Origin of the sequence: Mucilaginibacter sp. (assembly GCF_039925265.1) — a bacterium.
GTDB lineage: Bacteria > Bacteroidota > Bacteroidia > Sphingobacteriales > Sphingobacteriaceae > Mucilaginibacter.
In genome coordinates this window covers 64133-88884 of the sequence record NZ_JBDSZG010000009.1, presented here as the reverse complement: position 1 = coordinate 88884, position 24752 = coordinate 64133, and the positions used below count along the sequence as shown (strand labels likewise).

Sequence of the window (24752 nt, the reverse complement as noted above, 5' to 3'; positions counted from 1 at the left end):
AAATTGCGTATTTTTGCAACCTTTAAAATTCGAGGCGAACAGATTGATGTATAAGGAATATAAGCAGTTAAACCTGTCGCAAACAGGGAAGGATATACTGGAGTTCTGGCAGCAGAACGGCATATTTGAAAAGAGCATAAGCAGCAGGCCGGCTACCAAGCCGTATACTTTTTACGAAGGCCCGCCAAGCGCAAACGGAATGCCCGGCATTCACCACGTAATGGGGCGCTCTATTAAAGATATTTTTTGCCGTTACAAAACGCTGAAGGGCTACCAGGTAAAACGCAAAGGCGGATGGGATACCCACGGCCTGCCTATTGAACTCGCTGTAGAAAAATCGCTTGGCATCACTAAGGACGATATCGGTAAAAAGATCTCCGTAAAAGAATATAACGATGCCTGCCGCAAGGAGGTAATGCGCTATACCGACGTATGGAACGACCTGACCGAAAAAATGGGCTACTGGGTTGACCTGGAAAACCCCTACGTTACCTACGAGAACGAATACATAGAAAGCCTTTGGTGGATATTGCAGCAGCTTTACAAAAAAGGCTGGTTGTACAAAGGTTATACCGTACAGCCATACTCACCAAAATCGGGCACAGGACTAAGCTCGCACGAGCTGAACCAGCCGGGTACCTACAAAATGGTGAAGGATACCACCATCACTGCGCAATTCAAAGTAAAGCGCGATGGCGATTCAGAATTCTTATATTCCGGTGTCCCCACCGGAACAGATGTTTTCATCCTGGCCTGGACGACCACTCCATGGACATTGCCATCAAACTGCGCATTAGCCGTTGGCGAAAACATCACTTACGTTAAAGTAAGCACCTTTAACCCTTATACTTACAAACCTGTTTGTGTAATACTGGCCAAGGATCTGGTAAAAAAATACTTTAAAGCCGAAGGCGAGAACGCTTCATTTGAAGATTACAAGGGCGGCGATAAAATTATTCCTTATAAAGTTGCAGCGGAAATAAAAGGCAGCCAGTTACTCGGCTTGCACTACGAACAGCTGATGCCGTACGTAACCAACGAGGACCTGGAGAAAAATGCATTCCGCGTGATCCCGGCAGATTTTGTTACTACCGAGGATGGTACCGGCATTGTGCACACCGCATCTGTTTTTGGCGCGGATGACTTTAGAGCATGTAAGGAAAACAACGTGCCATCGGTAATGGTGCAGGACGAGAACGGCAAAGAGGTACCCCTTGTTGATAAGCAGGGCCGCTTTGTTGAAGAAGTTACCGACTATGCCGGCCGTTACGTAAAAGAAGAATACTACACCGATGCCGAGCGCGCCGTGGAAGGTTTTAAACCAACCGATGTGCTGATCTCCATCAAGCTAAAAACAGAGAACAAAGCATTCGACGTAAAAAAATACGAGCACAGCTACCCGCACTCCTGGCGCAGCGACGAGCCAATATTGTACTATCCGTTGGATAGCTGGTTCATTAAAACTACCGCCGTTAAGGATAAAATGGTGGAGCTGAATAAAACCATCAACTGGAAACCAGAAAGCACCGGTACCGGTCGTTTTGGTAACTGGCTGGAGAATTTGGTAGACTGGAACCTTTCCCGCTCACGCTACTGGGGCACCCCGCTGCCTATCTGGCGCGAGGAAAACGGTGGTGAAGAAAAATGCATCGGTTCGATAGCAGAATTAAATGCCGAAATAGAAAAATCTATCGCAGCAGGCTTTATGCCCGAAGGCTTTAAGTTGGAAGATATGCACCGGCCATATGTGGATGATGTGATATTAACGTCCTCAACCGGCAATAAAATGCTGCGCGAGCCCGATCTGATAGATGTTTGGTTTGATAGCGGCGCCATGCCTTACGCGCAATGGCACTTCCCGTTTGAGAATGCTGATGCGTTTAAAGCCGCCTACCCGGCAGATTTTATAGCCGAAGGTGTTGACCAAACCCGTGGTTGGTTCTTTACCCTGCATGCCATTGCGGTAATGCTAAGCGAAGCCAGCGACGAGATAAAAGCTGTAAATGCCGAAGTGGGCAATAAAGGTATCTCATTTAAAAACGTGATCAGCAACGGTTTGGTGCTGGATAAGAACGGCAATAAAATGAGCAAGCGCCTGGGCAATGGTATCGATCCTTTCGAAACCATCAACCAATATGGTGCCGATGCTGCCCGCTGGTACATGATCAGCAACGCAGCGCCCTGGGATAACCTAAAATTTAATATCGAAGGCCTGGACGAGGTTCGCCGCAAGTTCTTTGGTACGCTGTATAATACTTACTCGTTCTTTGTGCTATATGCCAATATTGATAAGTTTAAGTACGAGGAAGCCGAAATAAACATTAACGACCGCCCGGAGATAGACCGCTGGATCATCTCGTTATTAAATACTTTAAGCAAAGAAGTGGACGGCTACTATGCCGATTTTGAGCCTACCAAAGCTGCCCGTGCCGTACAGGAATTTGTGGATGTGCACTTTAGCAATTGGTTTATCCGCCTAAGCCGCCGCCGTTTCTGGAGGTCAGATAGCACGGAGGATAAGCTATCAGCTTACCAAACACTTTATACTTGTTTAATTACTATCAGTAAACTGATGTCGCCAATAGCGCCATTCTTTGCCGAGCGTTTATATACCGACTTGAATTCGGTTACAGGTAAAGAAGATTTCGAATCGGTGCATTTGGCTTATTTTCCCGAGTATCAGCCGGAATTGGTTGATGCGGAATTGGAAAAACGGATGCAACTGGCACAGGATATTTGCTCGCTGGTGAATTTCCTTCGTAAAAAAGTAGAAATACCGGTTCGTCGCCCTTTAGGTAAGATCTTATTGCCGATACTGGATAAAGACTTTATGGAGCAGGTGGAAAAGGTGAAAGACCTTATTCTATCAGAAACCAACGTAAAGGCGATAGAATATATAACCGATACCGCGGGCTTCGTTAAGAAAAAAATAAAGCCAAACTTTAAAGCCCTGGGTGCTAAAGTGGGTAAGGACATGAAAGCGGTTGCTGATGCCATAGGCAAACTTGGGCAGGAAGATATAGCGAAGCTTGAAAGTGAAGGTAGTTTACAGATTGAAATAATCGCCGGAGGGAAAGTAGCAGATATCATTCCTGCGCCACTCACCACTCACTACTCACTACTCACCACCGACGTTGAGATCATCGCCGAAGACGTCCCTGGCTGGCAAGTTGCAAATTTGGGAAAACTAACCGTGGCTTTAGATGTTACGCTAACCAACGAATTAAAACAGGAGGGCATATCGAGAGAGTTGGTAAACCGTATACAGAATCTGCGTAAGTCGAAAGAGTTTGAAGTTACCGATAAGATAATCGTCCGCGTAAGCGACAACTCCTACATTGGAGAAGCAGTGAAAAATAATTTGTCCTATATTTGCGCCGAAATTTTGGCAGAGAGCCTTGTGCTTGATAGTCAATTAGATGAAGGCGACAAAGTAGAGATTGATGGAATTGAAATTTTAATAGTTATTAGTAAAAATTAACATGAGCCAAGAAACCGTAAAAACAAGATATTCTGACACAGAACTGAAGGAATTTAAAGACCTGCTGTTAGAAAAATTACGCAGCTCTAAAGAAGAGCTTGCTGCATTGGCAACATCATTAAGTTCGCCAAACGCAAACGGTACAGATGATACCGCCGGCACCTACAAAACATTGGAAGATGGTTCTGCAACTTTAGAGAAAGAGCAGATAAACCAGTTGGCTGCCCGCCAAAAGAAATTCATCGAGCAGTTAGAGGCCGCTTTGGTACGTATAGAAAACAAAACATACGGTATTTGCCGCGAAACCGGCAAGCTTATCCCTAAAGAGCGTTTGCGCGCGGTGCCGCATACCACGCTTACTATGGAAGCCAAATTAAAGCAATAAATGAAGGCAGCTTATACAAAACCTTTCTTAACCGCTGCTTTTATCGTCCTGCTCGACCAGATCATCAAAATTTGGGTTAGGAAGCATATGCTCCTGGGCGAAGAAATTCATTTTCTGGGCGATAGGGGCATGCTTCGTTATACGGAAAATCCCGGTATGGCCTTTGGGATGGAACTGGGCGGAGAGATGGGTAAACTTACCTTAACGCTCTTCCGCATTGTGGCAGTTTGTGGCATTGGTTACGGGCTGGTGTACCTTATTAAGCACAAGTATCACCGCGGGTTGATCATGATGGTGGCCCTGATATTGGCCGGAGCGATGGGTAATATTGTCGATTCGGTTTTTTACGGCGTCATTTATGGTTATGCGCCGCTCTTTCACGGGAGCGTGGTAGATATGTTTTACTTCCCGCTGTTAACAGGACATTTCCCGGCATGGATGCCTTTCTGGAGCCGTGAAGAGTTTATTTTCTTCCGCCCGATTTTCAACCTTGCCGATTCGGCCATATCTGTTGGTGTTATCCTTATATTGTTTAACCAGAAACGCTACTTCAAACATGAAGAAGTTGAAGAAAGCAGCCCGAACAGCGAAATGGTAGAGGATTAGTTTAAGTCCGAAGTCTTTAGTCGGAAAGTCCGAAGATATAAATATGCGAACGAGGGTTATTGCATGTCGCAATAACCCTCGTTTTATTTAAAACCCCCGTTATTGCGAGGCACGAAGCAATCTCCCGATAGGACGGGTGACCTGCAAAGCGAAGAGGTTGTTTCGTTCCTCAGAGCAACTGCGCTTGGAGGTAGCGAGGAATAGCTTATATTTACCTATCTGCAAATTAAAAATAATATTCCCCATGAAAAAAATCCTTCTCATTGCCGCCATAATAGCCACTATAAATGTTGCCAGGGCGCAAACCACAACAACCCTGTATCACCCAGAAGCGGATGCCAAAGCAGAGATAGCTGCTTCGGTAAAGAAAGCTGCGGCAGAGCATAAGAACGTTTTGCTGCAAATTGGCGGCAATTGGTGTTCGTGGTGTTTGCGTTTTAACGGCTTGGTTACGTCTACAGATTCTCTCAATACGTACATGAACAGTAATTACGAAGTGGTGCACGTAAACTATAGCAAAGAGAACATGAACGAGAAGCTGCTTGCCGAACTGGGTTTTCCGCAGCGCTTTGGCTTCCCGGTGTTTATTATATTAGATGGTAAAGGCAATCGCTTACATACCCAAAACTCCGCTTACCTGGAACAAGGCAAAGGCTACAGCAAAGAAAAGGTGCTGGAGTTTTTCCAAAACTGGGCGCCTGCCGCGCTGGATCCTAAGAGTTATATAGAAACGAAGACGAAATAAGAATTTAGCTTTAAATTTATCCCCAACGTCATAGTTAAAGTTTAAAATGGTTAGCGCTAATGCTAACCATTTTCTGTTATATACCTTTTTATAAAATCCCATACTGGTTTGCCAAAATATCCGTTATGCTACCATTAACCTTATAAATCCAACATCATGAAAAAATTACTGGTAATAGTGGCCCTGGTGGCATTTGCATTTAACACGTGGGCACAACAAGTAGACCTTCGCCGTAAAATTGAAGTAAGCGGTACGGCGGAGCAGGAAATTACGCCCGACATTATTAACGTAACGGTATCGCTTAAGGAATACATCAAGGGTGGTAAAAAGATTACGATATCCACTTTAGAGGCGAAACTGCAAAAAGCTGTTAACGAGGCAGGTATTAGTAAAGAGGACTTCACTATAAATGACGTATCTTCCTGGGATTGGGACGAAAGGAAAAAAAATACCTTTTTGGCCAGTAAACAATACGGCATAAGGTTTCATGAGCTTAAAAAGTATAACCAGATACTAAGTAAACTGGACCAAAAAGGGGTAGAATCTACAGAGATAAGCAGTTATGACCATACCAGGATGGCAGCTTTTAAAAAAGAGCTCAAAATAAAAGCGCTGTTAGCAGCAAAGGATAAGGCAGAATACTTGCTTGCCAGCGTTGGCGAAAAGCTTGGCGCTCCGCTTGATATTAATGAAACAGATAATATAAGCACATTTGCCGCCCAATATAAGAGCTATAATAGCTTTGCAAATGTTTCAGGCTACACTGCCGCTCCTTCCGACTCCAATATCAACTTCAAATCCATCAAGCTTAGCTTCCAGGTATCTGCCGTATTCGAGATAAAGTAAGGCCGACAAAACGCGCCCAAACAAACAGGGTTACCGTTCATCGCGATAACCCTGTTTGTTTTCAAACTCTTAAGACTTCCGACTCAAGACTTCTAACTCAAAACTACTCAACCACACTTACCCTAAGCATATTGGTTTTGCCATGCTTGGTGATAGGCACCGCTGCTGTGTTGATAACCACATCGCCGGTTTTGATCAGGCTTTGTGCTTTCAGGATGTCGTTTACATCGGTGATAGTTTGGTCGGTACTTTCTAACTGATCGTAGTAGAAAGCACGTACGCCCCAAACAAGGCTCAGCGCATTCAGGAGCTGTTTGTTTGATGTAAAGATGTATGTACCCGCTTTTGGCCTGTAACTCGAAATTTCGAAGGCTGTGTAGCCGGAGGTGGTCATAGATACGATGCCCGCCGCTTTGGTATGCTCGGCAAGGTAAACAGCGCTGCCGCAAAGGTTATCGCTCAGGAAATTTGGATGAGCGGTATCCAGGTTTTCTTGTTTAGATGCATTGAACGGGTAACCTAAATCTTCTACGTTACGAACGATCTTAGCCATTGTCTCAATAACAATAACCGGGAACTCACCAACAGAGGTTTCGCCGCTTAGCATCACCGCATCGGCGCCATCCAATACAGAGTTAGCTACGTCGTTCACCTCAGCGCGGGTTGGGCGCGGGGTGGTTATCATGCTTTCCAGCATCTGTGTTGCAACAATAACCGGTTTAGAGGCATCGCGGCATTTGCGGGCTATCATTTTCTGTAATAAAGGCACTTCTTCTAAAGGCATTTCCACACCCAGGTCGCCACGGGCAACCATTACGCCATCGGTAGCAGCTATGATCTCGTCTATATTATCTATCGCTTCTGGTTTTTCAACCTTAGCAATTACGCGTGCGCTTTTGCCGCTTTCGCGGATGATACGCTTCAAGTCTATAATATCCTGGCCGGTACGTACAAAAGATAAACCTATCCAGTCCAAATCCCACTCTAATGCATACTGCAGGTTAACTAAATCTTCTGCGGTTAAGCTCGGGATAGATACCTTGGTGTTTGGCAGGTTAACACCCTTGCGCGATGTTAAAATACCGCCGTGAACCACCTCGCAAACAACAGCGTCTACCCGGTTGGTTTCAATAACTTTCAGTTGCAGCTTTCCATCATCTAAAAGGATGATCTCATTTGCCTGTACATCCTGCGGAAAAGTTTCGTAAGTGATGTAGATCTGGTTGTCGTCACCAATACATTCTTTAGTAGTGATGTTAATGCGCGTACCGTTAATAAGGTGTATACCGCCATCTTTTACCAATCCGATACGGATCTTTGGCCCTTGTAAATCGGCAAGGATACCTACGTTGGTTTTGTATTCCGCGTTTATTTCGCGGATAAGGTCAACAAATTTCTTGTGGTCTTCGGGTTTACCATGCGAAAAGTTAAGGCGGCAAACGTTTAAGCCGGCGCGTATCATGGCCAGTAAAACTTCCTTTTTGGCTGATGCCGGCCCCATGGTAGCAACAATTTTGGTACGGTTATAATAAAAATTCATATTCTCAGGTTTAAATCGGGCTATTCTTATAATACTATAATAGTGTAGTATTGACACATCTAAATTTCCGCTAAAATAAAAGATTTTCCCGTGATTTTATTTTTTTCGGTTCAATCTTTACAGCGGCAACCACTTCGGGGATCTTATTAAGGGCCGAAATTAGGTGTTCAAGGTCGTTTTCGTCTATATAATTTTTTATTAATATAAAATAATCGGCCTCACGCATTTCGGGCACAAGGTAACCGTCTGATCCCTTATTACCAATAAAAATAAAATCAGTTTCGGTAGTTTCCCAGCTATATTGGTAAATTGAGAACAAAACCTCGCTTCCATCGGGACCAATATCCAGTCTCAGGTCCTCTTCCCGCGCAAAATTAAAGTTTAAACTTTTGTTAATAAGGTAACAAATGCGGTAGTCTTTAAGCGATGTTGTGAGCGCAATTAATATAAAATCAAAATCGATCTCAAACTTTAAATTTTTCCTGTTCAAAATCATTACTTTTACGGCGTTAAAATTACTAATCCAAACCTTTGCATTAAAATTTTGTTCTGTTAATTATGCGAAGTTTTTAGATTTGATATTTAACATAATTTATTTTTCTTTGCACTGAAAATTTATTAATCATTAAACTATTAAGACTATGTCTGATATCGCTTCAAGAGTAAAAGCTATTATCGTGGAAAAACTGGGTGTTGACGAAAGTGAAGTTACACCAGAAGCAAGCTTCACCAACGATCTTGGTGCGGACTCTTTAGACACCGTGGAACTAATCATGGAGTTTGAAAAAGAATTTAACGTTGCAATTCCTGATGATCAGGCCGAAACTATCGGTACTGTTGGCCAGGCTGTTGCTTACCTTGAGAAAAACGTTAAATAAGCTCCTCTTAAAACTGTTAAATGGAGTTTAAAAGAGTTGTAGTAACCGGGCTTGGAGCGCTTACTCCGATTGGTAACACCGTTCCTGAATATTGGAACAGTTTGATCAACGGGGTAAGCGGCGCTGCCTTTATCAAAAGTTTTGACGTTTCAAAGTTCAAAACTAAATTTGCCTGCGAAGTAAAGAATTTTGACGCGGAAGGTTTTTTGGGACGAAAAGAAGCCCGTAAGCTCGATCCGTTTGTGCAATATGCTTTGTTCTCTACAGAGGAAGCTGTTAAAGACGCCGGATTAGATTTCGAAAAACTGGATACCAGCCGCATCGGCGTTATTTGGGGATCAGGCATCGGAGGGTTAAAGACGTTTTTAGATGAGGTTGTAAACTTTGCCAAAGGCGATGGTACACCAAAATTCAACCCGTTCTTTATCCCTAAAATGATAGCCGACATAGCCCCCGGCCATATATCTATTAAATATGGTTTACGCGGGCCAAATTTTACAACAGTTTCTGCTTGTGCTTCATCAAATAACTCGCTTATTGATGCCTTCAACTACCTGCGCCTGGGTAAAGCAAATATGTTTATCACCGGCGGGTCCGAAGCTATTATAAATGAAGCAGGTATAGGTGGTTTTAACGCCATGCACGCACTAAGTACACGTAACGATGACCCTGCAACCGCTTCGCGCCCGTTCGATCTGGACCGCGATGGTTTTGTTGCCGGCGAAGGTGCGGGAACCATCATTTTAGAAGAATTGGGCCACGCGCTTAATCGCGGTGCCAAAATTTATGCTGAAATGGTTGGCGGCGGTATGAGTGCCGATGCTTACCACATGACCGCCCCACACCCTGATGGGTTAGGTGCATCATTGGTGATGAAAGCTGCTTTAGAAGATGCCGGCTTAACCCCGCTTGACGTTGATTATGTGAATGTACACGGTACGTCAACTCCAATTGGCGACCCGCAGGAAGTAAAAGCTATACAGGATGCCTTTGGCGATAGGGTTTATGATATCAACATCAGTTCAACAAAATCAATGACAGGCCATTTACTTGGTGCTGCCGGCGCTGTTGAAGCAATTGCCTCTATTTTGGCACTGCAGAACGGTATCATCCCACCAACCATCAACCACTTTACCGATGACCCTGCATTTGATCCAAGGATCAACTTTACATTTAACACCGCGCAAAAACGCGAGGTGAATGTAGTGCAGAGCAATGGCTTTGGTTTTGGTGGCCACAATGCATCGGTGATATTTAAAAGATACCAGCAATAATTTCGTTGGATGCCACTTAGCCGTTTCTACAAGCTATATATTTCCCCTAATAGAAAATACGTTAAGGTTTTAAAGAATTTGCTCGGCTTCGTGCCGGGCAATTTATCTTTATACCGATTGGCGTTTCGGCATAAATCGGTAGCCCAAAGCATCAAAAAAGGCGTAAAGAACAGCAACGAACGCCTGGAGTTTTTAGGCGATGCCGTGCTGGGCAGCGTGGTGGCCGAAGTGCTTTTTAAGCTTTACCCTTATGAAGACGAGGGCTTTTTAACCGAGCTCCGTTCCAAAATTGTAAGCCGTAACAACCTTAACGCGCTGGGTAAAAAACTCGGCTTTGATAAACTGATAGAGTTTGATACCAAAATATTAAACTCCGGCAGGCAGGGTTCACTCCTCGGCGATGCCTTTGAAGCGCTTATCGGCGCCGTTTACCTGGATAAGGGGTACGATTTTACGCGCAACTTTTTGGTGAACCACATCATCAAATCGCACATTGATATCCACAAACTGGAGCAAACCGAAACCAACTTTAAAAGCAAACTGATTGAATGGTGCCAGCGCCATGGCAAGGATATCAGCTTTGATGTGATAACCAACCTCGAAGGCGAGAGCCCCAAATTGTTTACCATACAAGCCAGTATTGACAGCGAAATAATGGGATCCGGCAAAGAATTCAGCAAAAAGAACGCCGAGAAATTGGCAGCCGAAAAAGCTTGTGCCGCGTTGGGGATATAAAGCGGCAAGCCCCCTAACCCCCTGAAGGGGGAACAGAATTTAAAAAGTTTGGGAATAAATATTAAGAAGGCCTGATTGTTTTACAATCGGGCCTTTATGCGTTTCAAAAGCTCCCCCTTCAGGGGGCTGGGGGGCTCGCCTCAATACAATTTCTGCAAGCCGCCTTTATCACCTTCCTTTCGGAAGTATTCAAAATTCGATTTGATGTGTTTAATGAGGTCGTAATCGGCCCATATTTTCAGGTCCTCGAAGGAAGGGCGCCAGTAATCCATAAACTTTTGTACCTGCGTAGTGTCCGTTAAGCCGGTTATGCGCATTACCAGCGGTTTATTATAACGGCGATCCACCTCGCTTGCCTCCACTTCCCGTTTGGCAAAGGTGGCAAACCGGCGCGCGCGCCCCGGGTTTTTACCAAAAAGTTCGTAAAAGCCGGTTATAGGAGATGTAAGGAACGATAGCGCGGGCGGCTTGCCATTATAAAAAGTACCCTTACTTCGGTACGCGCCCATTATTTCTTTCAATTCCTGCTTTTTGGTTTGGCCGGTAATGCGTACTTCGGCCAGTTTAAACTCGGGCTGCATGTAAACTATCATGCTAAAGCCTTCATACTCCTGCTTTTGTACGGTATAATCCAACTTTGTAAATTCAAGCGTATCGCCAGGGTTTGCCTTAATTGTATAATTTCCCAGTTCGTCGCTGGTGGCCGAGATCCTGTTTTTTAGGTTGGTTACCTTAACGGCAGATAGCCGGTCGTTAGATATTTTACGGTAGGTGGTACCCTTAGCTTCCTGTGCGTTAACGTAAAACGGGCAACAGAGCATCAGCAAAAATAGAAATGGCAACAGGTGCTTCAAAGGCATAATTATTTATAGTACAAACTTATAGCTAAAAAACGATTCGAAATGTGAAAAAGTGTTAAAAGCGGATGTGCAGATGTGCGGATTTCAAATGTGCAGATGGAGGAATAGGAAGATGGGCTTTTGGCGAGCCTGTCTCACATCTCAAATCTCATTTCTCAAATCTTTCTTTATCTTTGCACATGATAAAATCCATGACAGGGTATGGAATTGCCAGCTTCGACTCGGGCAGAACAAAATATACCGTCGAAATTAAATCCCTGAATAGCAAATTTTTAGAACTCTCGTTACGCTTACCAAAAATATTCTCGGAGAAAGAATTTCAGTTGCGTAACGATTGCAGCAAGCAAATTGAACGCGGTAAGGTAAATTTATCCATCAACGCCGAGCAGGCAAATGCTGTGGAAATAAAAGCAGCTGGTATTGATAAAGCTTTGCTAAAGCACTACTACAACCAGTTAAAAGCTGTTAGCGATGAACTTAACGAACAGGGAGGAAACCTGTTGCAGTTAGCCCTGGGTTTACCGGAGGTGGTTAAGTTTGAAGAAGAATCAGTATCAGAAGACGAGTGGAAACTGGTAGACAAAACCTTTAACCAAGCCATGGCTGCTTTCCAGAAATTCCGCAGCGATGAAGGCAATGTGCTGGAGCAGGATATTAAAATGCGTATCGGCATCATCCTTAAAAACCTGGAATTGGTTGAGATTGAGGAGCCAAAACGCGTACCGGTTATCCGCGAACGCCTTAACCAATTTTTGAGCGAAGCAATTGGTGCGGATAGCATCGATAAGAACCGTTTTGAACAGGAGCTGATCTACTTTATAGATAAGCTGGATATCACCGAAGAAAAAATAAGGCTTAAGGCACATTGCGATTACTTTATAGAAACGCTGAAGAACGCCGATGCCAATGGTAAAAAGCTTGGCTTTATCTCTCAGGAGATAGGCCGCGAAATAAATACCCTCGGGTCCAAGGCTAATGATGCCAACATGCAAAAGCTGGTGGTAGGCATGAAAGAAGAACTTGAAAAAATTAAAGAACAACTGTTAAACGTGCTATAGTTCATTAGTTCGATGGTTCGTTAGTTCATTGGTTTGCATGGCGGACTATACTAATAAACTATTGTACAAATGAACGAGTGAACTAATGAACCAATGACCAAAGAAGGTAAACTCATCATATTTTCGGCACCATCAGGTGCGGGTAAAACCACTATAGTGCACCACTTGCTTGGTAAGATCCCCAACCTGGAATTTTCTATTTCTGCTACTACGCGCCCGGCCCGTGGCGATGAGGAAGATGGTAAAGATTATTACTTCATCAGCCTGCCCGAATTTACCCATCGTATTGCAAAAAAGCAGTTCGTAGAATTTGAGGAAGTTTACACCGGCACATTCTACGGTACCCTGCGTACCGAAATTGAGCGCATTTGGGCAAAAGGAAAAACGGTTATTTTTGATATAGACGTTGAAGGCGGCCTTCACCTGAAACGTAAGTACGACGGACAGGCCCTTGCTATATTTGTACAACCGCCATCTTTAGAGGTTTTAAAAGAGCGCTTAACCGGTCGTGGCACAGATAGCGCCGAAAAACTACTGGAACGCTTTGAAAAAGCAGAAAAAGAGCTAAACTACGCCCCGCAATTTGATATTATCCTCAAAAATTACGATCTTGAAACGGCTTGCGCAGAGGCGGAAAAACTGGTGACGGATTTTATTAGCCCCCCAGCCCCCTGAAGGGGGAGCTCCTGATTTACTCGTTCGGGACTGGGGATTTCAAACACTTAAATTTTATTCCCCCTTCAGGGGGTTAGGGGGCACACACTGATGAAAATAGGCTTACTATTCGGTTCGTTCAATCCCATACACATCGGGCATTTAATTATTGCCAACTACATGGCCAACCATACCGCGCTGGATAAAGTGTGGCTGGTGGTATCGCCGCAAAATCCGCTAAAAAAGTATGGCGACCTTATTAATACTTACGACCGGCTGGAAATGGCTAAACTGGCTACCGATAATGCCACCAACATTGCCGTGAGCGATGTGGAGCTTAAACTGCCGCAGCCATCATACACCATAGATACCCTCGCTCATTTAAAGGAAAAATACCCCGAGCATGAGTTCGCGCTCATAATGGGATCGGATAACCTGGGGACGCTGCATAAATGGAAGAACTACCGCCTCATTCTGCGCGATTACCGGATCTTTGTTTACCCACGCCCCGGGCACGAAAATGCTGAATTTGCGTCGCACCCATCCGTTACCATCACCATGACACCTCAGATGGAACTATCGGCAACCTTTATCCGCAAATCCATCGCCGAAAAAAAGAACGTGCAATATTTTGTGCCCGACCCAGTTTTGGAGTTTATAGAGAGCAAGGGTTTGTATAGGTAAATTTCGTACATTTATAAAAAGGAGATATTGAGTATGCTAACGAAAGAAAAAGTGAAGGAATTGGTAGATCATATGCCTGATACGTTTTCCGTGGATGATTTGGTGGAACGCGTTATTTTGTTGCAGAAAATAGAAGCTGCAGAACAGGAAATTGAAAATGGAGAGGGGATAGACTGGGAGGATATAAAACAGGAAATGAACCAGTGGCTAAAATAGTTTTCTCCAAAATCGCGAGATCGGACCTGAAAGATATTATCGATTATATAAAACGCGATTCTGTTAAATATGCTTATTTAGAAAAGGTGAAAATTGAGGGTAATATAAATCGCCTCAGCACACATCCCTTGATAGGTAGGATTGTTCGGGAATTGGAAGACGAAAATTACCGGGAACTTGTTTTTGGAAATTACCGTGTTATTTACAAAATAAAATCACAAGATGTAATTTACATTCTTACAATACATCATCACGCACGCTTATTATCGAATAACCCCGCTTTTAAAACTGAAGAATAGAGTCTTTAGCCTCTATAACCTATCTTTGCCCCTGTGAGCGAGAAAACAATCCTTAAACTGCAATTACCTACCGACCCGCTTTGGGTGAAGAATGTTGTGGAAAGCAATATAGAAGAATTACTGACCGACCACGCCTACTGCGAGCAGAAGGCCGCAACCAATGCCATTACGCTTATTGTACAGAACCCAAACCTGAGTGATGTAGTGCAGGAAATGATCGCCCTGGCGCAGGAAGAAATGGACCATTTTAAACGCGTACACGATATCCTGTTGCAGCGCGGCTTTAAGCTGGGTAAAGAACGTAAAGACAATTACGTAAACGAACTGCGCAAATTCATCATTATTGGCGGTGGCCGCGAAGCCCAACTCATAGATAGGCTATTGTTCTCGGCCATGATAGAGGCCCGCAGCTGCGAGCGCTTTAAGGTACTGTCTGAAAATATTAACGATACAGCCCTCTCGGAGTTTTATTACGAACTGATGGTAAGCGAGGCTACGCACTATGCCATGTTTATTCGCCTGGCAAAAAAACACGCAGTAGAGATTGATGTGGACAAACGCTGGAAAGAGTTCCTGGATTTTGAAGCGCGGGTGATCCAAAACTACGGCAAAGGCGAAACCATCCACGGATAAATAGGGCCGGCTTTTTAGGGCGATAAAGATTGATCCATTCATACTTAATCGTATCTGTCGACACAAAATCCCTGTTTGCCGATACACGCCTGCTATCACCCCGCATCGGTCATACTTTTATATCGATGATTAGGTGAAGGTGGCACAAAATGTAAAGCAGAAATTACCTGGCGGTGAAATATCCTATAGATTTTCTGTTGTAAATACGGGGCAAGGTTAACATACCATCAACAATAATTTACATCATCATGAAAAGAGTTATCATTTTTTGTTGCCTTATCGCCTTTATTTCGGCTGCTGCCTTTACCGCGTTGGTAAAAGGCGAAGGCACCTGGGAAGTGCTTAAAACAAAAAATAAATTAAGTGCCCGCAGCGAATGCAGCTTTGTTAGCACCGAAGAAGGCATTTTTTTAATTGGTGGCGAGGGGCCGGCCATGACTGTGGAGGACCTGGACCTGGTTACGCTAACCTGGGTTAAAAAGGCAATGGCGCCAGTACCTTTGCATCACCTGCAGGCGGTTGGCTATAACAATAAGATATACGTGCTGGGCGCGTTTACAAGCGGTAGTTTCCCCGATCAAACACCGATAGCTAACGTATACGTGTACGATACGCAATATGATATGTGGGAAATTGGTGGCGATATCCCGGCCGACAGGCGGCGCGGGGGAGCAGGCTCCGCAGAATATAAGGGTAAGCTTTACCTGGTTGCAGGCATTACGCACGGCCATAGCAGCGGCACCAACGGTATGTTTGATGAATACGACCCGGCCACAAAAAAATGGAAAACTTTGCCTGATGCCCCGCACATCCGCGATCATGCATCGGCAGTAGTTGTGGGCGATAAACTTTACGCGATAGGTGGCCGTAACACCAGTTACCACGAGAAGGATAACTTTATGGCTTTTTTTAGCAAGGTGGAACTGCATGTGGACTGCTATGATTTTAAGAAACGTAAATGGAGTACGCTCGACGCAAAATTACCAATGGGTACCGGCGGAGGAACAGCGGTTAACCTGGATGGCAAAATATATTACATGGGCGGCGAACGCGCTACCGATAGTCAGCCAAATGGTCCGCAAAAGGATGTTTTTTATTACGACCCTGCTAAAGGTGGCGAATGGGTAAAAGCTGCCGACCTGAACGAGGCACGTAATGGCGTGGGCGGCACCGTGCACGAACATAAAATTTATATAGCCGGCGGTGCTGGCGGTGGTATGGGTGGCCCGCCACCGGGTGCACAAGCGCCGCCACCGAATGGTGGTAAAATGCCGCAGGGGCCTCCGCCGGGTGGCGGGCAAGGCGGCGGCGATATTGCCGTAGAGGTGTTTACTTTAAAGGAACCGCGATAATAAACGGAGCAAAGAGGGCGGACAATTTAGGTGTTTAGGTAGGCGTGCCGCTCCCCCAGCTTCCGTTACCAACAAGTGTTCTCAATTTTCATAATAGTTCGATAGGGGCGTTTGCATGTGCTGTGCAACGCCCCATTTTTTTAACATCATGTTTCAGTTTGCTTTAAAATTTCCCGTAAATGGCGGGCAGGGAGAGTTTTTGCGTATTTTTTGCTTGCGCTGGCTATTGCTCCTGTAAGTGATAATAGACCTGAAGAAAGGGAATGTTTTGAGTGGCTGGGTGTTGGTGTTGAGGTGGTGCTTAGTCGATACATTAACCCCGTTAAACGATACTCGCTGCCGCACCTGCCTGCAAACCCGCACCTTAGCTTTATAAACTTAGCAAATAATAGGATGAGAGCCTTAGAGAATAAAAAACATATACTGGTGCTGGATAAAGACAACCGCATACTTTCTGTTGTGGATGACCTGATGCACCTGGGCAATTTTGAGGTACACATTACTTACGACCCGAACGCGGTTTATGACAGGGCCAAGTCCTTAAAACCCGACCTGGTGATTTTAGATTACCTGCTGCTGAACAACGAGTGCCAGGAAATTTGCCGGGATTTTAAAGAAGATGCCGATTTGCATGGCGTGCCCATTATTGTGGTTACCACCTACAAAAGCAAAAAAATACTTGCCGAAGCTTATAAATGCGAGGCGCTGTTTGTAAAGCCGTTAGATATTAGCCTGTTCGCATCGCGGATGGATTACCTGATAGCATCTTAGCCAGCCAAAACAATCCCGAATATAGAAACCGATTTTTTAACAAAAAACCAAGATCATGAAAAGTAAATTTCTCTACTACAGTTTAATGCTGCTGGGCAGTATTGGCGCATTCTCTTCCTGTACAAAAGATGCTGCTAATACCGCAACAGATACTACAACCACAGCTACTACCAGTGCTTTGGCTACTGCTGTTGCTTCTACCGGCTCTATTGCTATTGCATCTATCAGTTTATCGGGCACTACGGATAGCTTGTATTTGGTTGGCTGCATGAGCAGGCATGGTAAGAAAGATACCGTTGCATTTAGCGCATTGCCTGCCGCCGTCGGCACTTATTTAACGGCAAATTATGCTGGTTACACATTTACTAAAGCATTTGCCGTAAAGGATAGCCTGAGCACCATCACCAATTACATAGTAGCCATAAAATACAATGGCAATATAGTAGGTTTAAAATTTGCTGCCGACGGCACTTTTGTAAGCGTATTGGAGCAACGCATTGGCGACGACCTTAAACACGGCAGGCGTTTCCATGAAGGCGGCCCCTTTGGCGATCGGAACGGGCACCCGCGCGATACCATAGCCCTATCGGCCATCCCGACGGCCGTGAGTACTTATTTTACCGCCAATTATGCTGCAGATACGCTGCTGCACGCCCTTGTAACACACGATAGCACCTACGTGCTCATTAGCAAGAATAATGGCTTGTTTGCAACCACTATTACGCCTGCGGGCAGTTTGGTTAAACGGGTACAGATAGATAACCATCGCGGTAAAGTAGCATCAGTTACAGAGCTACCTGCACCGGCAACTGCCTACCTAACTGCTACCTATGCAGGCTATGTGTTTAACAAGGCTTTTTCGATAAGCAAAGCGGGCGTTATACAAAGCTACGATGTATTTATAACGGTGAACAACACCAAATACGTAGTAGTATTTAATGCCGCGGGCACGTTTGTGGCGGCAAAGGCCATCCGTTAATTAGCCCGCAATTTATATTAGCTATAGCCCAGCCCCGGCTTCTGCAAAGGAGTTGGGGCTTTTTTGTTGGGATACATTGTTTAGAGAGTAGGGCGATGCCTTCGGCCCAGGCTGTCTGCTCATACGCGCACAAGGCATTAAGCTCATGGCCTGTATCCGCGCCCATCCCTATCGCATCTGCCCGAACCATGATGAGTAGGAATTTAGGATTACTTGATTGCAAGTTAGTTTGCATCTATAAATCCTAAAATAGGAAAATCAAGGTTCAGAAAAAAGATGTTATGGCTACACCACAAACCCGACCACATCCCTCAAATAAGCGTCCATCATTTCGATATCCACGATATCGTTCATATACCCGATGTGCATATCGGGCCGAATAATGAGGGCTTTGCGCTGGCCTGGGCGCACTTCAAATCTATCCAGCACGTGCTGGTTTTTATCTGATGGTGGCAAATGGAAAAAGTTGAGCGTGAGATTATACTTCTGCGTTATCCACTTGGCTAAAGTAAACAGGTAACTTTCCTGGATAATGCCGATAGTAATGAGCGTGAAACCCGGCTTGCTGCACCAGGCGTGGATATCAGTTTTGGTTTGTTTCTTCTCGTCGAAAATCTCTAAGTATGGGAGCCGGTCGCCGGCTTGTATAATGGCCTGGTAGCCGAGCTGGCGGCTCAAGGTACTGTGGCGATAGCTGATGCCGGTTTGCGATACGCCTTTAAAAAAGGCCGCTCGTATTTTATCGCTTTTTCCAAAGAATTTAAGCGCAGGCGGCACGATGAAGCGTTTAACAAAACTACTAAACAAACTTTGTGAGGTAACCATGTTAAACACCTTGTCGGTGCTGTTCAGCAGGTCGCGGGCAACGGGCATCCGCTCTTCTGCATAGCTGTTTAGTATGCCGGGGCCAAACTGCCCGTTTACTACGCCCGCCAACTTCCAGGCGAGGTTATACGCATCCTGCAGGCCGGTATTCATGCCCTGCCCGCCAACCGGCGAATGGATATGCGCGGCATCGCCCACCAAAAAACATCGGCCTTCACTAAATTTATCAGCCATGCGGTGGTGTAGCTTATAAATGGTGAACCAGTTCACTTGCTCTACATCCAGCGGCAGGGCGGTTATTGCGCGCAAATGCGGTAATACATCATCAAAACTTTTTTCTGCATCATTATCCAACGCGGTCGGCAGGTTGCCAACCACCCTAAAGTTACCTTCCTCGGGCATCAGGAAAAACCCGGCGAAGCCTTTGCCGGAAAGGTACAGGTGTACAAAGTCGTCGGTAAAGAAATTGTTTATTTTAATATCGGCCAGGTAAAATTTATGCTGGTAAGTGTCCCCGTTAAACGGAATACCCAATTGCTTGCGTACTACGCTATGCGCGCCATCGGCACCTACCACATAGCCACAGTTAACCATTTGGGTGTTGTCTCCGGTTTGGAGTTCCGCCTCAACACCACTCTCCGTTTGCTTTAATGTAACAAGAGAGGTTTGCCAATAAACCGGGCAACAGTTTAGTGTAAGATAATCCAGCAAAACGCGTTCGTTTTTGCTTTGCGGAAACATTAACACATAAGGGTAGCGTGTTTGCCCGGTGCCAGCATTTTGCAAAGGCAGGGTTGCAATAACTTCTCCTTCGCGGTGCAACATGGCACCGGCGGCAGGCTTGCCTTCTTTCAATACCTGTTCTACAAGGCCCATTTGCCGGTAGATTTCCAGCGAACGGGCTTGCACGGCCAACGCTTTTGATTGATTGGTTGGGCCCTGCCGGGTATCAATAATGGTAGGGATCACCCCGTAGCGCAGCAATTGCGCGGCCATCATCAACCCCGAAGGGCCGGCGCCTGCTATGAGTACCTCAGTGTGTTTTGGCAGGGCTATCATGGTTCATTACGCGTGGAAGAGTAAGAAAATAGCCGGGCGCTTGCGCAGATCGGGCACTTGCTTTTTCCAGTCGCCTATACTCATGGTTTTTATAAACTCGGTTGATGCCGTAATATCACAGGCAATGCAAAGCCTCGTTTGCGGTTTGCAGGTTTTCAGCACATCATCCAGCATACTATCATTACGGAAGGGGGTTTCGATAAATAGCTGAGTTTGGTTCTTCTCGGCCAATGCTTCCAGCTCTTTTATTTTTTTGGCGCGCTCCACTTTATCAATAGGGATGTAGCCATGAAAGGTAAAGCTTTGCCCGCTAAACCCGGAGGCCATCAGCGCTAACAATATGGAGCTTGGGCCTACCAGGGGCACTACTTTGATTCCTTTGCGGTGAGCCTCGGCCACAATGTCCGCGCCCGGGTCGGCAATGCCGGGGCAGCCCGCTTCGCTCATTAAACCAACATCGTTACCGGCCATCAAACCTGTAAAGAACTCTTTTAAACCATCGTCGCGCTTGTGTTTGCCATAATCGTGGATCACCAATTCGCTTTGCGGCGTTTTTAGTCCGGCCTCTTTTAAAAAGCGGCGGGCGGTTTTTTCGTTTTCTACAATGTATTCCTTTACCGCGTTGATAGTATCTACCAAGTAAGGGGTAAAAGATTTTGCCGCGGCGGCATCGGCGAGGGGTACGGGTATTAAAAAAAGCGTTCCTGGTTGCATTATGCAAATTGACGTTTTTTATTTAATTTAAGCTAATTGTAAAACCGTTTAAAATATGAAATCATTAGGCATCAACTGGTTCATAGAGGGCTCGATAGATTTTGAGCATAAAAAATACATTTTGCTGGATTACCTGCAAGAAATAAACCGTCACTTTGATAAGAGCCGACTATATCCCAACCTTACCGACCTGATATTCCATTACAACAACCTGCTGGATTTTAAGAATAACAAGAGCGCCCTGCAGCAGGCTTTTCCGCAACGGCTCACCAAAGCGGATATTGATGCCGTGAAACTCACCTACCAGAAAATAGTACAGGACGATACATCGATGGCAGAGATAGAGAGCATTATTTATTACGCGCTTGCCAAAATGAACCCGGCGATACAAACCGGTAAAGAGATCTACGATTTTGTGGAAAGCCGACTGAATATCGACCCGATAGGTTTGGTGCCGCTGATGCCTTACCACGGCTATTTTAGCTTGCGGAACGGCAAGGAGCGCACCAATTACATCTACGAATACCAGGTAACCATTTTTGAAAATAAGGACGATAAGTTCCGTGGCATCAACGTACAGTTTATTGATACTTACGAGCAAAGCATCACCACAACCCCCGAATACATTAAGCTCGACCTGATCCGCCGTCACAAGCACCTGCCCAACCCGGCGGTATATTATGTGCAAAGCGATATCACCTTCCCGCTGGAGCAAACTTTATTACCTGTGGCTAAAAGGAGTTTGGTGAAGTATATATCGAGTGCGGCTTGATAGAGTAATGAGTTTTAAGTTGTAAGTAATGAGTTACCGCGCGCAAAACTCATCACACAAAACTCAAACTACTACACCAATTTCGCCAATGCGGCCTTCACCCGTGGCAACAGATCTTTCATCTCCTGCAGGGTGCTTGCCCCAACAGATACCCGAAACCAGGCACTATCATCGCCTGTACCGAATGCTGAGAATGGCACCAGCGCTACACCTGCATTTTTTATCAGGTAAAAGTTCACGTCGGCGGAGTTAGCCAATACGGTTCCTTCCGGCGTGGTTTTGCCAATGTAATCAACCTTAACAGTTAAGTAAATAGCACCCATCGGCTCGATAGAATCGATGCTGAAGCCTTCGGTCTTTAAAGCCTGGAAACCTTCGTGCAGCGTATTTAGACTGGCCTGGATGTTTGTTTTTAAAGTATCGAGGAAGGTATCAACAACGGGTTCGTTCTTTAAATACTCCGCCATGGCAACCTGCTCTGCCTTGGGCGACCAGGCACCCATATGGCCAACAATGGCTTTCATGTTGTTAATGATCTCCGCCGGGCCAAAGCCCCAGCCTACGCGTACGCCGGTTGCTGCAAAGCATTTAGAACCGCCATCTACAAACACCGTGTAATCTTTCAATTCAGGGCGTAAGGTAACCGGGTCGTAATGTTTGTATTCGCCAAAGGTGAGCTGTGAGTAGATCTGATCGTACAGCAGGTACAATGGTTTTTGATCTGCGGGGCGGCTTTTGTTTTCGGCAATAACCAGGTCGCAAATCTCTTCCAGGTCCTTTTTACTGAACATGGTGCCGGTTGGGTTCAACGGCGAGCACAGGGCCAGCAAGGTAGCACCTTTTAAATGCGGGCGTAGTTCATCCGCCGTTGGCATAAAATTATTTTCGGCACGGGTTGGCACAATAAGCTTCTCGGCACCGGTTAGGTCGCAGTAATGGTTATTGTTCCATGATGGTGCCGGGAATACTACCCAGTCGCCGGGGTCAACCAGCGCTAAATAGGTAGAATAGATGAGCGGGCGCGAACCACCCGAAATTAAAATCTCGTTGGCACCATATTCCAAGCCCATGCGGCTTTTTAAAAAGCCCGATACGCTTTCGCGCAGGCTCAACATGCCATCGGCAGGCGGGTAGTTGGTTTGGTTATGGTTATAAGCATCAATAATGCCGTCTTTTAGTTCGGTAGGGATAGGATAAATATCAGCGTCGAAATCGCCGATGGTAAGGTTGGCAATGTTTTGCCCCTGTTTTTTTAATTCGTTTATTTCGCCTGCTATTTTTATAATCTCAGAGCCGCTTAAATTCTGCGCTAATACCGATACTTTCATTGTGGATTTTATAGAGGTGCAAATATAGGGTTAGTTGAGGTAAAAGGTGAAAGGATAAAGGTAAAAGGTTGTGCCTGTAAAAGCCTCACCTAAACGGCGCAGCCTTCATGTAACAATCCTCTCCAAAGAATATAGCCCATCAAAAGGCAGCATATCCGATTTTGTAAGCCCCCCTATGAATCGCTTTAATTTCGCCCTCTTTTACTAACCATCAAGCATCGGTGTTAGGAATTAGGGTTAACATAACTTAACACAATTTCAAAAATAATTTTTCAAATAACTGATAATCAACAGCATAAAAAAATGTAGGGTTAACATTATTTTCACCATAATAGTGTCACCATAAATCCTAAATCTTTTATTAGGAAACCGTAAAGGAATTTAATAAACAATGTCTTCCCATGGGCTATTGCTCTTTATAGAGCGCCGGGTGAGGCAAAAAAAAGACGAAACATCTTTTGATATTCCGTCTTTTCTTGATTCTTGTGTCTTGCAGTCTTGCTTCTACTACAAGTATGCCTTTCGGAGCCGGATGATCCTGGCCCAGTGCATCAGTTTCATTATCGGGTATACGGGGTCGATCTCGAACCATTTAGCGCCAAAATTTGCATTGTTTGGGCGCTTGTGGTGATTGTTCTGGAATAATTCGCCCAGCATCAGGAAATCGAACGGGGTTGTATTTTTTGATTTGTCGTTATTATCAAAGTTAGCGTAACCGTATTTGTGGCCACACCAGTTTACAATAGCGCCATGAATTGGACCCATCATAAAGTGGATTGGGATCAGCAGAAACATCCACCAGGCTGTTGCAAACTGCACGTAGAATGCAATATATAAACCGCCGAATACTAAACGGGAAATGATAGAAGAACCAATATAATCAAGGAATTTCCACTCCGGGTAATTGCCTTTAAAGCGTTCTTCCGGTTCTTTTAAGCGTTTAATATGGTCGCGGTAGCTTAATACAGTGTGCCACATCATTTGGAAAACATCCGTAAAAAAGTGTGGTGAATGCGGGTCTTTTTCGGTGTCGCTGTACGCATGATGCTCGCGGTGCATAATGGCGTAAGCCCTTGGGTTTAAAAATGATGACCCCTGGAAAACATACGTCATGATGTAAAAGGTACGTTCGAAAAATATGTTTGTAGTAAACATTTTATGCGAAGCGTATCTGTGCAGGAAAAACGTTTGAAAAAACAGGGACAAAAACCAGTGAGCCAGGAAGAAAATAAGTATGATCACAGTGTTAAAAAATTAATGTGGGCGTATTATTTATAATGATTACAAATATAACGATTAAATCTTTCTTTTGGTTTTATAATTACATATCCCCGGTGTTAAATTAAAAAGCCGCCCCAATTATTGAGGCGGCTTTTCAGTATGAAAAGAAATGAATTGGCTTATGCCTGAGCATCTCTTAAGGCTTTGATACGATCGTGCCCTTCGTTAATAGCCTGCTGTTGCGTAGCAATTAACGAGCTGTGTTCTGATGTTAATCCGTTATCTTCGGTTAAGGCATCGCGGTATGCTTTTTTAATAGCATCCTCACCGCGTTCGCATTCAGATAGAATGGCTTTACGGTCGTGCCCGGTAAAGGTAGCTTTTACATCCAGCCATGTGCGGTGGATGGTGCCCGATACCGAGTTTCCGGTTTCTAACTCTCCGCCTGTTTGGCCAACGGCTGCACTTAACTCCTGAACATTTTGGCGGCTATCGCTCGCGAATTTTTCAAAAACGGCTTTCAGGTCGGCATCGCCTTCGCCCAGGTCTTTAGCTGCACGGGTGAAACCGTCTATACGGTCGTTATTAATTTCTATCAGGTCATTTAATACTTCTACTGATTTTTCTGTGGTAGTTTCCATGGTGATGTTTATTGTTTGTTGATGAAGTATATACAACCACTATGCCAATAATTAATTTCTAATTAAAAAAATTATAAGAAATAGCAATAAACCCTGTGTGGCTACAGCGGGGAAAATAAATTTTAACGAATGTGGAAAGAGAAGCCGATTTTTAAGATTACCCTGGGAAACAGACAGGCTGTACTGTTTTTTACTG

Annotated in this window: 25 protein-coding genes; 17 read left to right on the top strand and 8 right to left on the bottom strand. The window is 44.9% G+C overall.

Translation table 11 applies throughout. From position 1 onward, the window contains the following. Positions 1-46 precede the first annotated feature (46 nt). From ileS to ABIX36_RS03750, 5 genes are all read left to right on the top strand, one after another. Entirely contained in the window at positions 47-3481 is a 3435-nt protein-coding gene (gene ileS / locus ABIX36_RS03770) for an isoleucine--tRNA ligase (RefSeq protein WP_348080903.1), read from the top strand. A 1-nt stretch (position 3482) separates the two neighbouring features. After that, entirely contained in the window at positions 3483-3866 is a 384-nt protein-coding gene (locus ABIX36_RS03765; protein WP_128535321.1) for a TraR/DksA C4-type zinc finger protein, read from the top strand. Continuing rightward, positions 3867-4472 (top strand): lipoprotein signal peptidase, encoded by a 606-nt coding sequence (locus ABIX36_RS03760; RefSeq protein ID WP_348080827.1) that lies wholly within the window; start codon positions 3867-3869, stop codon positions 4470-4472. It abuts the gene before it with no gap. Positions 4473-4716: 244 nt separating this feature from the next. Next, positions 4717-5217 (top strand): thioredoxin family protein, encoded by a 501-nt coding sequence (locus tag ABIX36_RS03755; RefSeq protein WP_348080826.1) that lies wholly within the window; start codon positions 4717-4719, stop codon positions 5215-5217. A gap of 156 nt (positions 5218-5373) precedes the next feature. Further along, positions 5374-6063 (top strand): SIMPL domain-containing protein, encoded by a 690-nt coding sequence (locus ABIX36_RS03750; protein WP_348080825.1) that lies wholly within the window; start codon positions 5374-5376, stop codon positions 6061-6063. Positions 6064-6166: 103 nt separating this feature from the next. Here ABIX36_RS03750 and pyk read toward each other — a convergent pair whose 3' ends face one another. Beyond that, a complete protein-coding gene (gene pyk, locus ABIX36_RS03745; protein WP_348080824.1) occupies positions 6167-7603 on the bottom strand; it encodes a pyruvate kinase in 1437 nt (478 codons plus the stop codon). Between the two features lie 70 nt (positions 7604-7673). Continuing rightward, a complete protein-coding gene (locus tag ABIX36_RS03740; protein WP_348080823.1) occupies positions 7674-8099 on the bottom strand; it encodes an IPExxxVDY family protein in 426 nt (141 codons plus the stop codon). 145 nt (positions 8100-8244) lie between these two features. Here ABIX36_RS03740 and ABIX36_RS03735 point away from each other — a divergent pair, with 145 nt between their 5' ends. From ABIX36_RS03735 to rnc, 3 genes are read left to right on the top strand one after another with little or no spacing between them, the layout of a single operon-like run. After that, complete coding sequence (locus ABIX36_RS03735) at positions 8245-8481, top strand: acyl carrier protein (RefSeq protein WP_031266521.1); 237 nt, start codon at positions 8245-8247, stop codon at positions 8479-8481. A 20-nt stretch (positions 8482-8501) separates the two neighbouring features. After that, entirely contained in the window at positions 8502-9755 is a 1254-nt protein-coding gene (fabF, locus tag ABIX36_RS03730) for a beta-ketoacyl-ACP synthase II (RefSeq protein ID WP_348080822.1), read from the top strand. Positions 9756-9764: 9 nt separating this feature from the next. Continuing rightward, positions 9765-10490 carry a ribonuclease III gene (gene rnc, locus ABIX36_RS03725; RefSeq protein WP_348080821.1) on the top strand — a complete coding sequence of 242 codons (726 nt, stop codon included), beginning with the start codon at positions 9765-9767 and terminating at the stop codon, positions 10488-10490. 140 nt (positions 10491-10630) lie between these two features. Here the strand turns inward: rnc and ABIX36_RS03720 are convergent, their stop codons facing one another. Beyond that, positions 10631-11350, bottom strand: a complete 720-nt coding sequence (locus tag ABIX36_RS03720) for a hypothetical protein (RefSeq protein ID WP_348080820.1) — start codon at positions 11348-11350, stop codon at positions 10631-10633. 179 nt (positions 11351-11529) lie between these two features. On the opposite strand from ABIX36_RS03720, the gene ABIX36_RS03715 reads away from it, so the two are divergent. The 8 genes from ABIX36_RS03715 to ABIX36_RS03680 all read left to right on the top strand — a co-directional run bounded on the left by ABIX36_RS03715 (position 11530) and on the right by ABIX36_RS03680 (position 17996). Then, positions 11530-12408, top strand: coding sequence for a YicC/YloC family endoribonuclease (locus ABIX36_RS03715; protein ID WP_348080819.1), 879 nt, complete (start codon positions 11530-11532; stop codon positions 12406-12408). Between the two features lie 93 nt (positions 12409-12501). Continuing rightward, complete coding sequence (gene gmk, locus ABIX36_RS03710; protein ID WP_348080818.1) at positions 12502-13083, top strand: guanylate kinase; 582 nt, start codon at positions 12502-12504, stop codon at positions 13081-13083. Positions 13084-13173: 90 nt separating this feature from the next. Further along, positions 13174-13746 carry a nicotinate (nicotinamide) nucleotide adenylyltransferase gene (gene nadD / locus ABIX36_RS03705; RefSeq protein ID WP_348080817.1) on the top strand — a complete coding sequence of 191 codons (573 nt, stop codon included), beginning with the start codon at positions 13174-13176 and terminating at the stop codon, positions 13744-13746. Between the two features lie 33 nt (positions 13747-13779). Next, positions 13780-13962, top strand: a complete 183-nt coding sequence (locus ABIX36_RS03700) for a hypothetical protein (protein ID WP_348080816.1) — start codon at positions 13780-13782, stop codon at positions 13960-13962. A gap of 332 nt (positions 13963-14294) precedes the next feature. Then, on the top strand, positions 14295-14894 hold the full coding sequence (locus ABIX36_RS03695) for a tRNA-(ms[2]io[6]A)-hydroxylase (RefSeq protein ID WP_348080815.1): 600 nt from the start codon (positions 14295-14297) through the stop codon (positions 14892-14894). Positions 14895-15142: 248 nt separating this feature from the next. Further along, entirely contained in the window at positions 15143-16246 is a 1104-nt protein-coding gene (locus tag ABIX36_RS03690) for a kelch repeat-containing protein (protein ID WP_348080814.1), read from the top strand. A 393-nt stretch (positions 16247-16639) separates the two neighbouring features. Next, the gene (locus ABIX36_RS03685; protein WP_348080813.1) at positions 16640-17017 is read left to right on the top strand and encodes a response regulator; all 378 of its coding nucleotides are present in this window, start codon (positions 16640-16642) and stop codon (positions 17015-17017) included. A 55-nt stretch (positions 17018-17072) separates the two neighbouring features. Continuing rightward, positions 17073-17996: a PepSY-like domain-containing protein gene (locus tag ABIX36_RS03680; RefSeq protein WP_348080812.1), complete on the top strand. Its 924-nt coding sequence runs from the start codon at positions 17073-17075 to the stop codon at positions 17994-17996. Positions 17997-18281: 285 nt separating this feature from the next. Here the strand turns inward: ABIX36_RS03680 and ABIX36_RS03675 are convergent, their stop codons facing one another. Then, the gene (locus ABIX36_RS03675) at positions 18282-19880 is read right to left on the bottom strand and encodes an FAD-dependent monooxygenase (RefSeq protein WP_348080811.1); all 1599 of its coding nucleotides are present in this window, start codon (positions 19878-19880) and stop codon (positions 18282-18284) included. A gap of 6 nt (positions 19881-19886) precedes the next feature. After that, positions 19887-20594, bottom strand: a complete 708-nt coding sequence (locus tag ABIX36_RS03670) for an SAM-dependent methyltransferase (protein WP_348080810.1) — start codon at positions 20592-20594, stop codon at positions 19887-19889. A gap of 55 nt (positions 20595-20649) precedes the next feature. Here ABIX36_RS03670 and ABIX36_RS03665 point away from each other — a divergent pair, with 55 nt between their 5' ends. Further along, positions 20650-21366: a hypothetical protein gene (locus ABIX36_RS03665; protein ID WP_348080809.1), complete on the top strand. Its 717-nt coding sequence runs from the start codon at positions 20650-20652 to the stop codon at positions 21364-21366. Between the two features lie 71 nt (positions 21367-21437). On the opposite strand, the gene ABIX36_RS03660 is transcribed toward ABIX36_RS03665, so the two are convergent. From ABIX36_RS03660 to ABIX36_RS03650, 3 genes are all read right to left on the bottom strand, one after another. Next, complete coding sequence (locus tag ABIX36_RS03660) at positions 21438-22694, bottom strand: aminotransferase class I/II-fold pyridoxal phosphate-dependent enzyme (protein WP_348080808.1); 1257 nt, start codon at positions 22692-22694, stop codon at positions 21438-21440. Between the two features lie 507 nt (positions 22695-23201). Further along, positions 23202-23936: an acyl-CoA desaturase gene (locus tag ABIX36_RS03655; RefSeq protein WP_348080807.1), complete on the bottom strand. Its 735-nt coding sequence runs from the start codon at positions 23934-23936 to the stop codon at positions 23202-23204. A 158-nt stretch (positions 23937-24094) separates the two neighbouring features. After that, entirely contained in the window at positions 24095-24556 is a 462-nt protein-coding gene (locus ABIX36_RS03650; protein ID WP_348080806.1) for a PA2169 family four-helix-bundle protein, read from the bottom strand. Between the last annotated feature and the right edge of the window lie 196 nt (positions 24557-24752).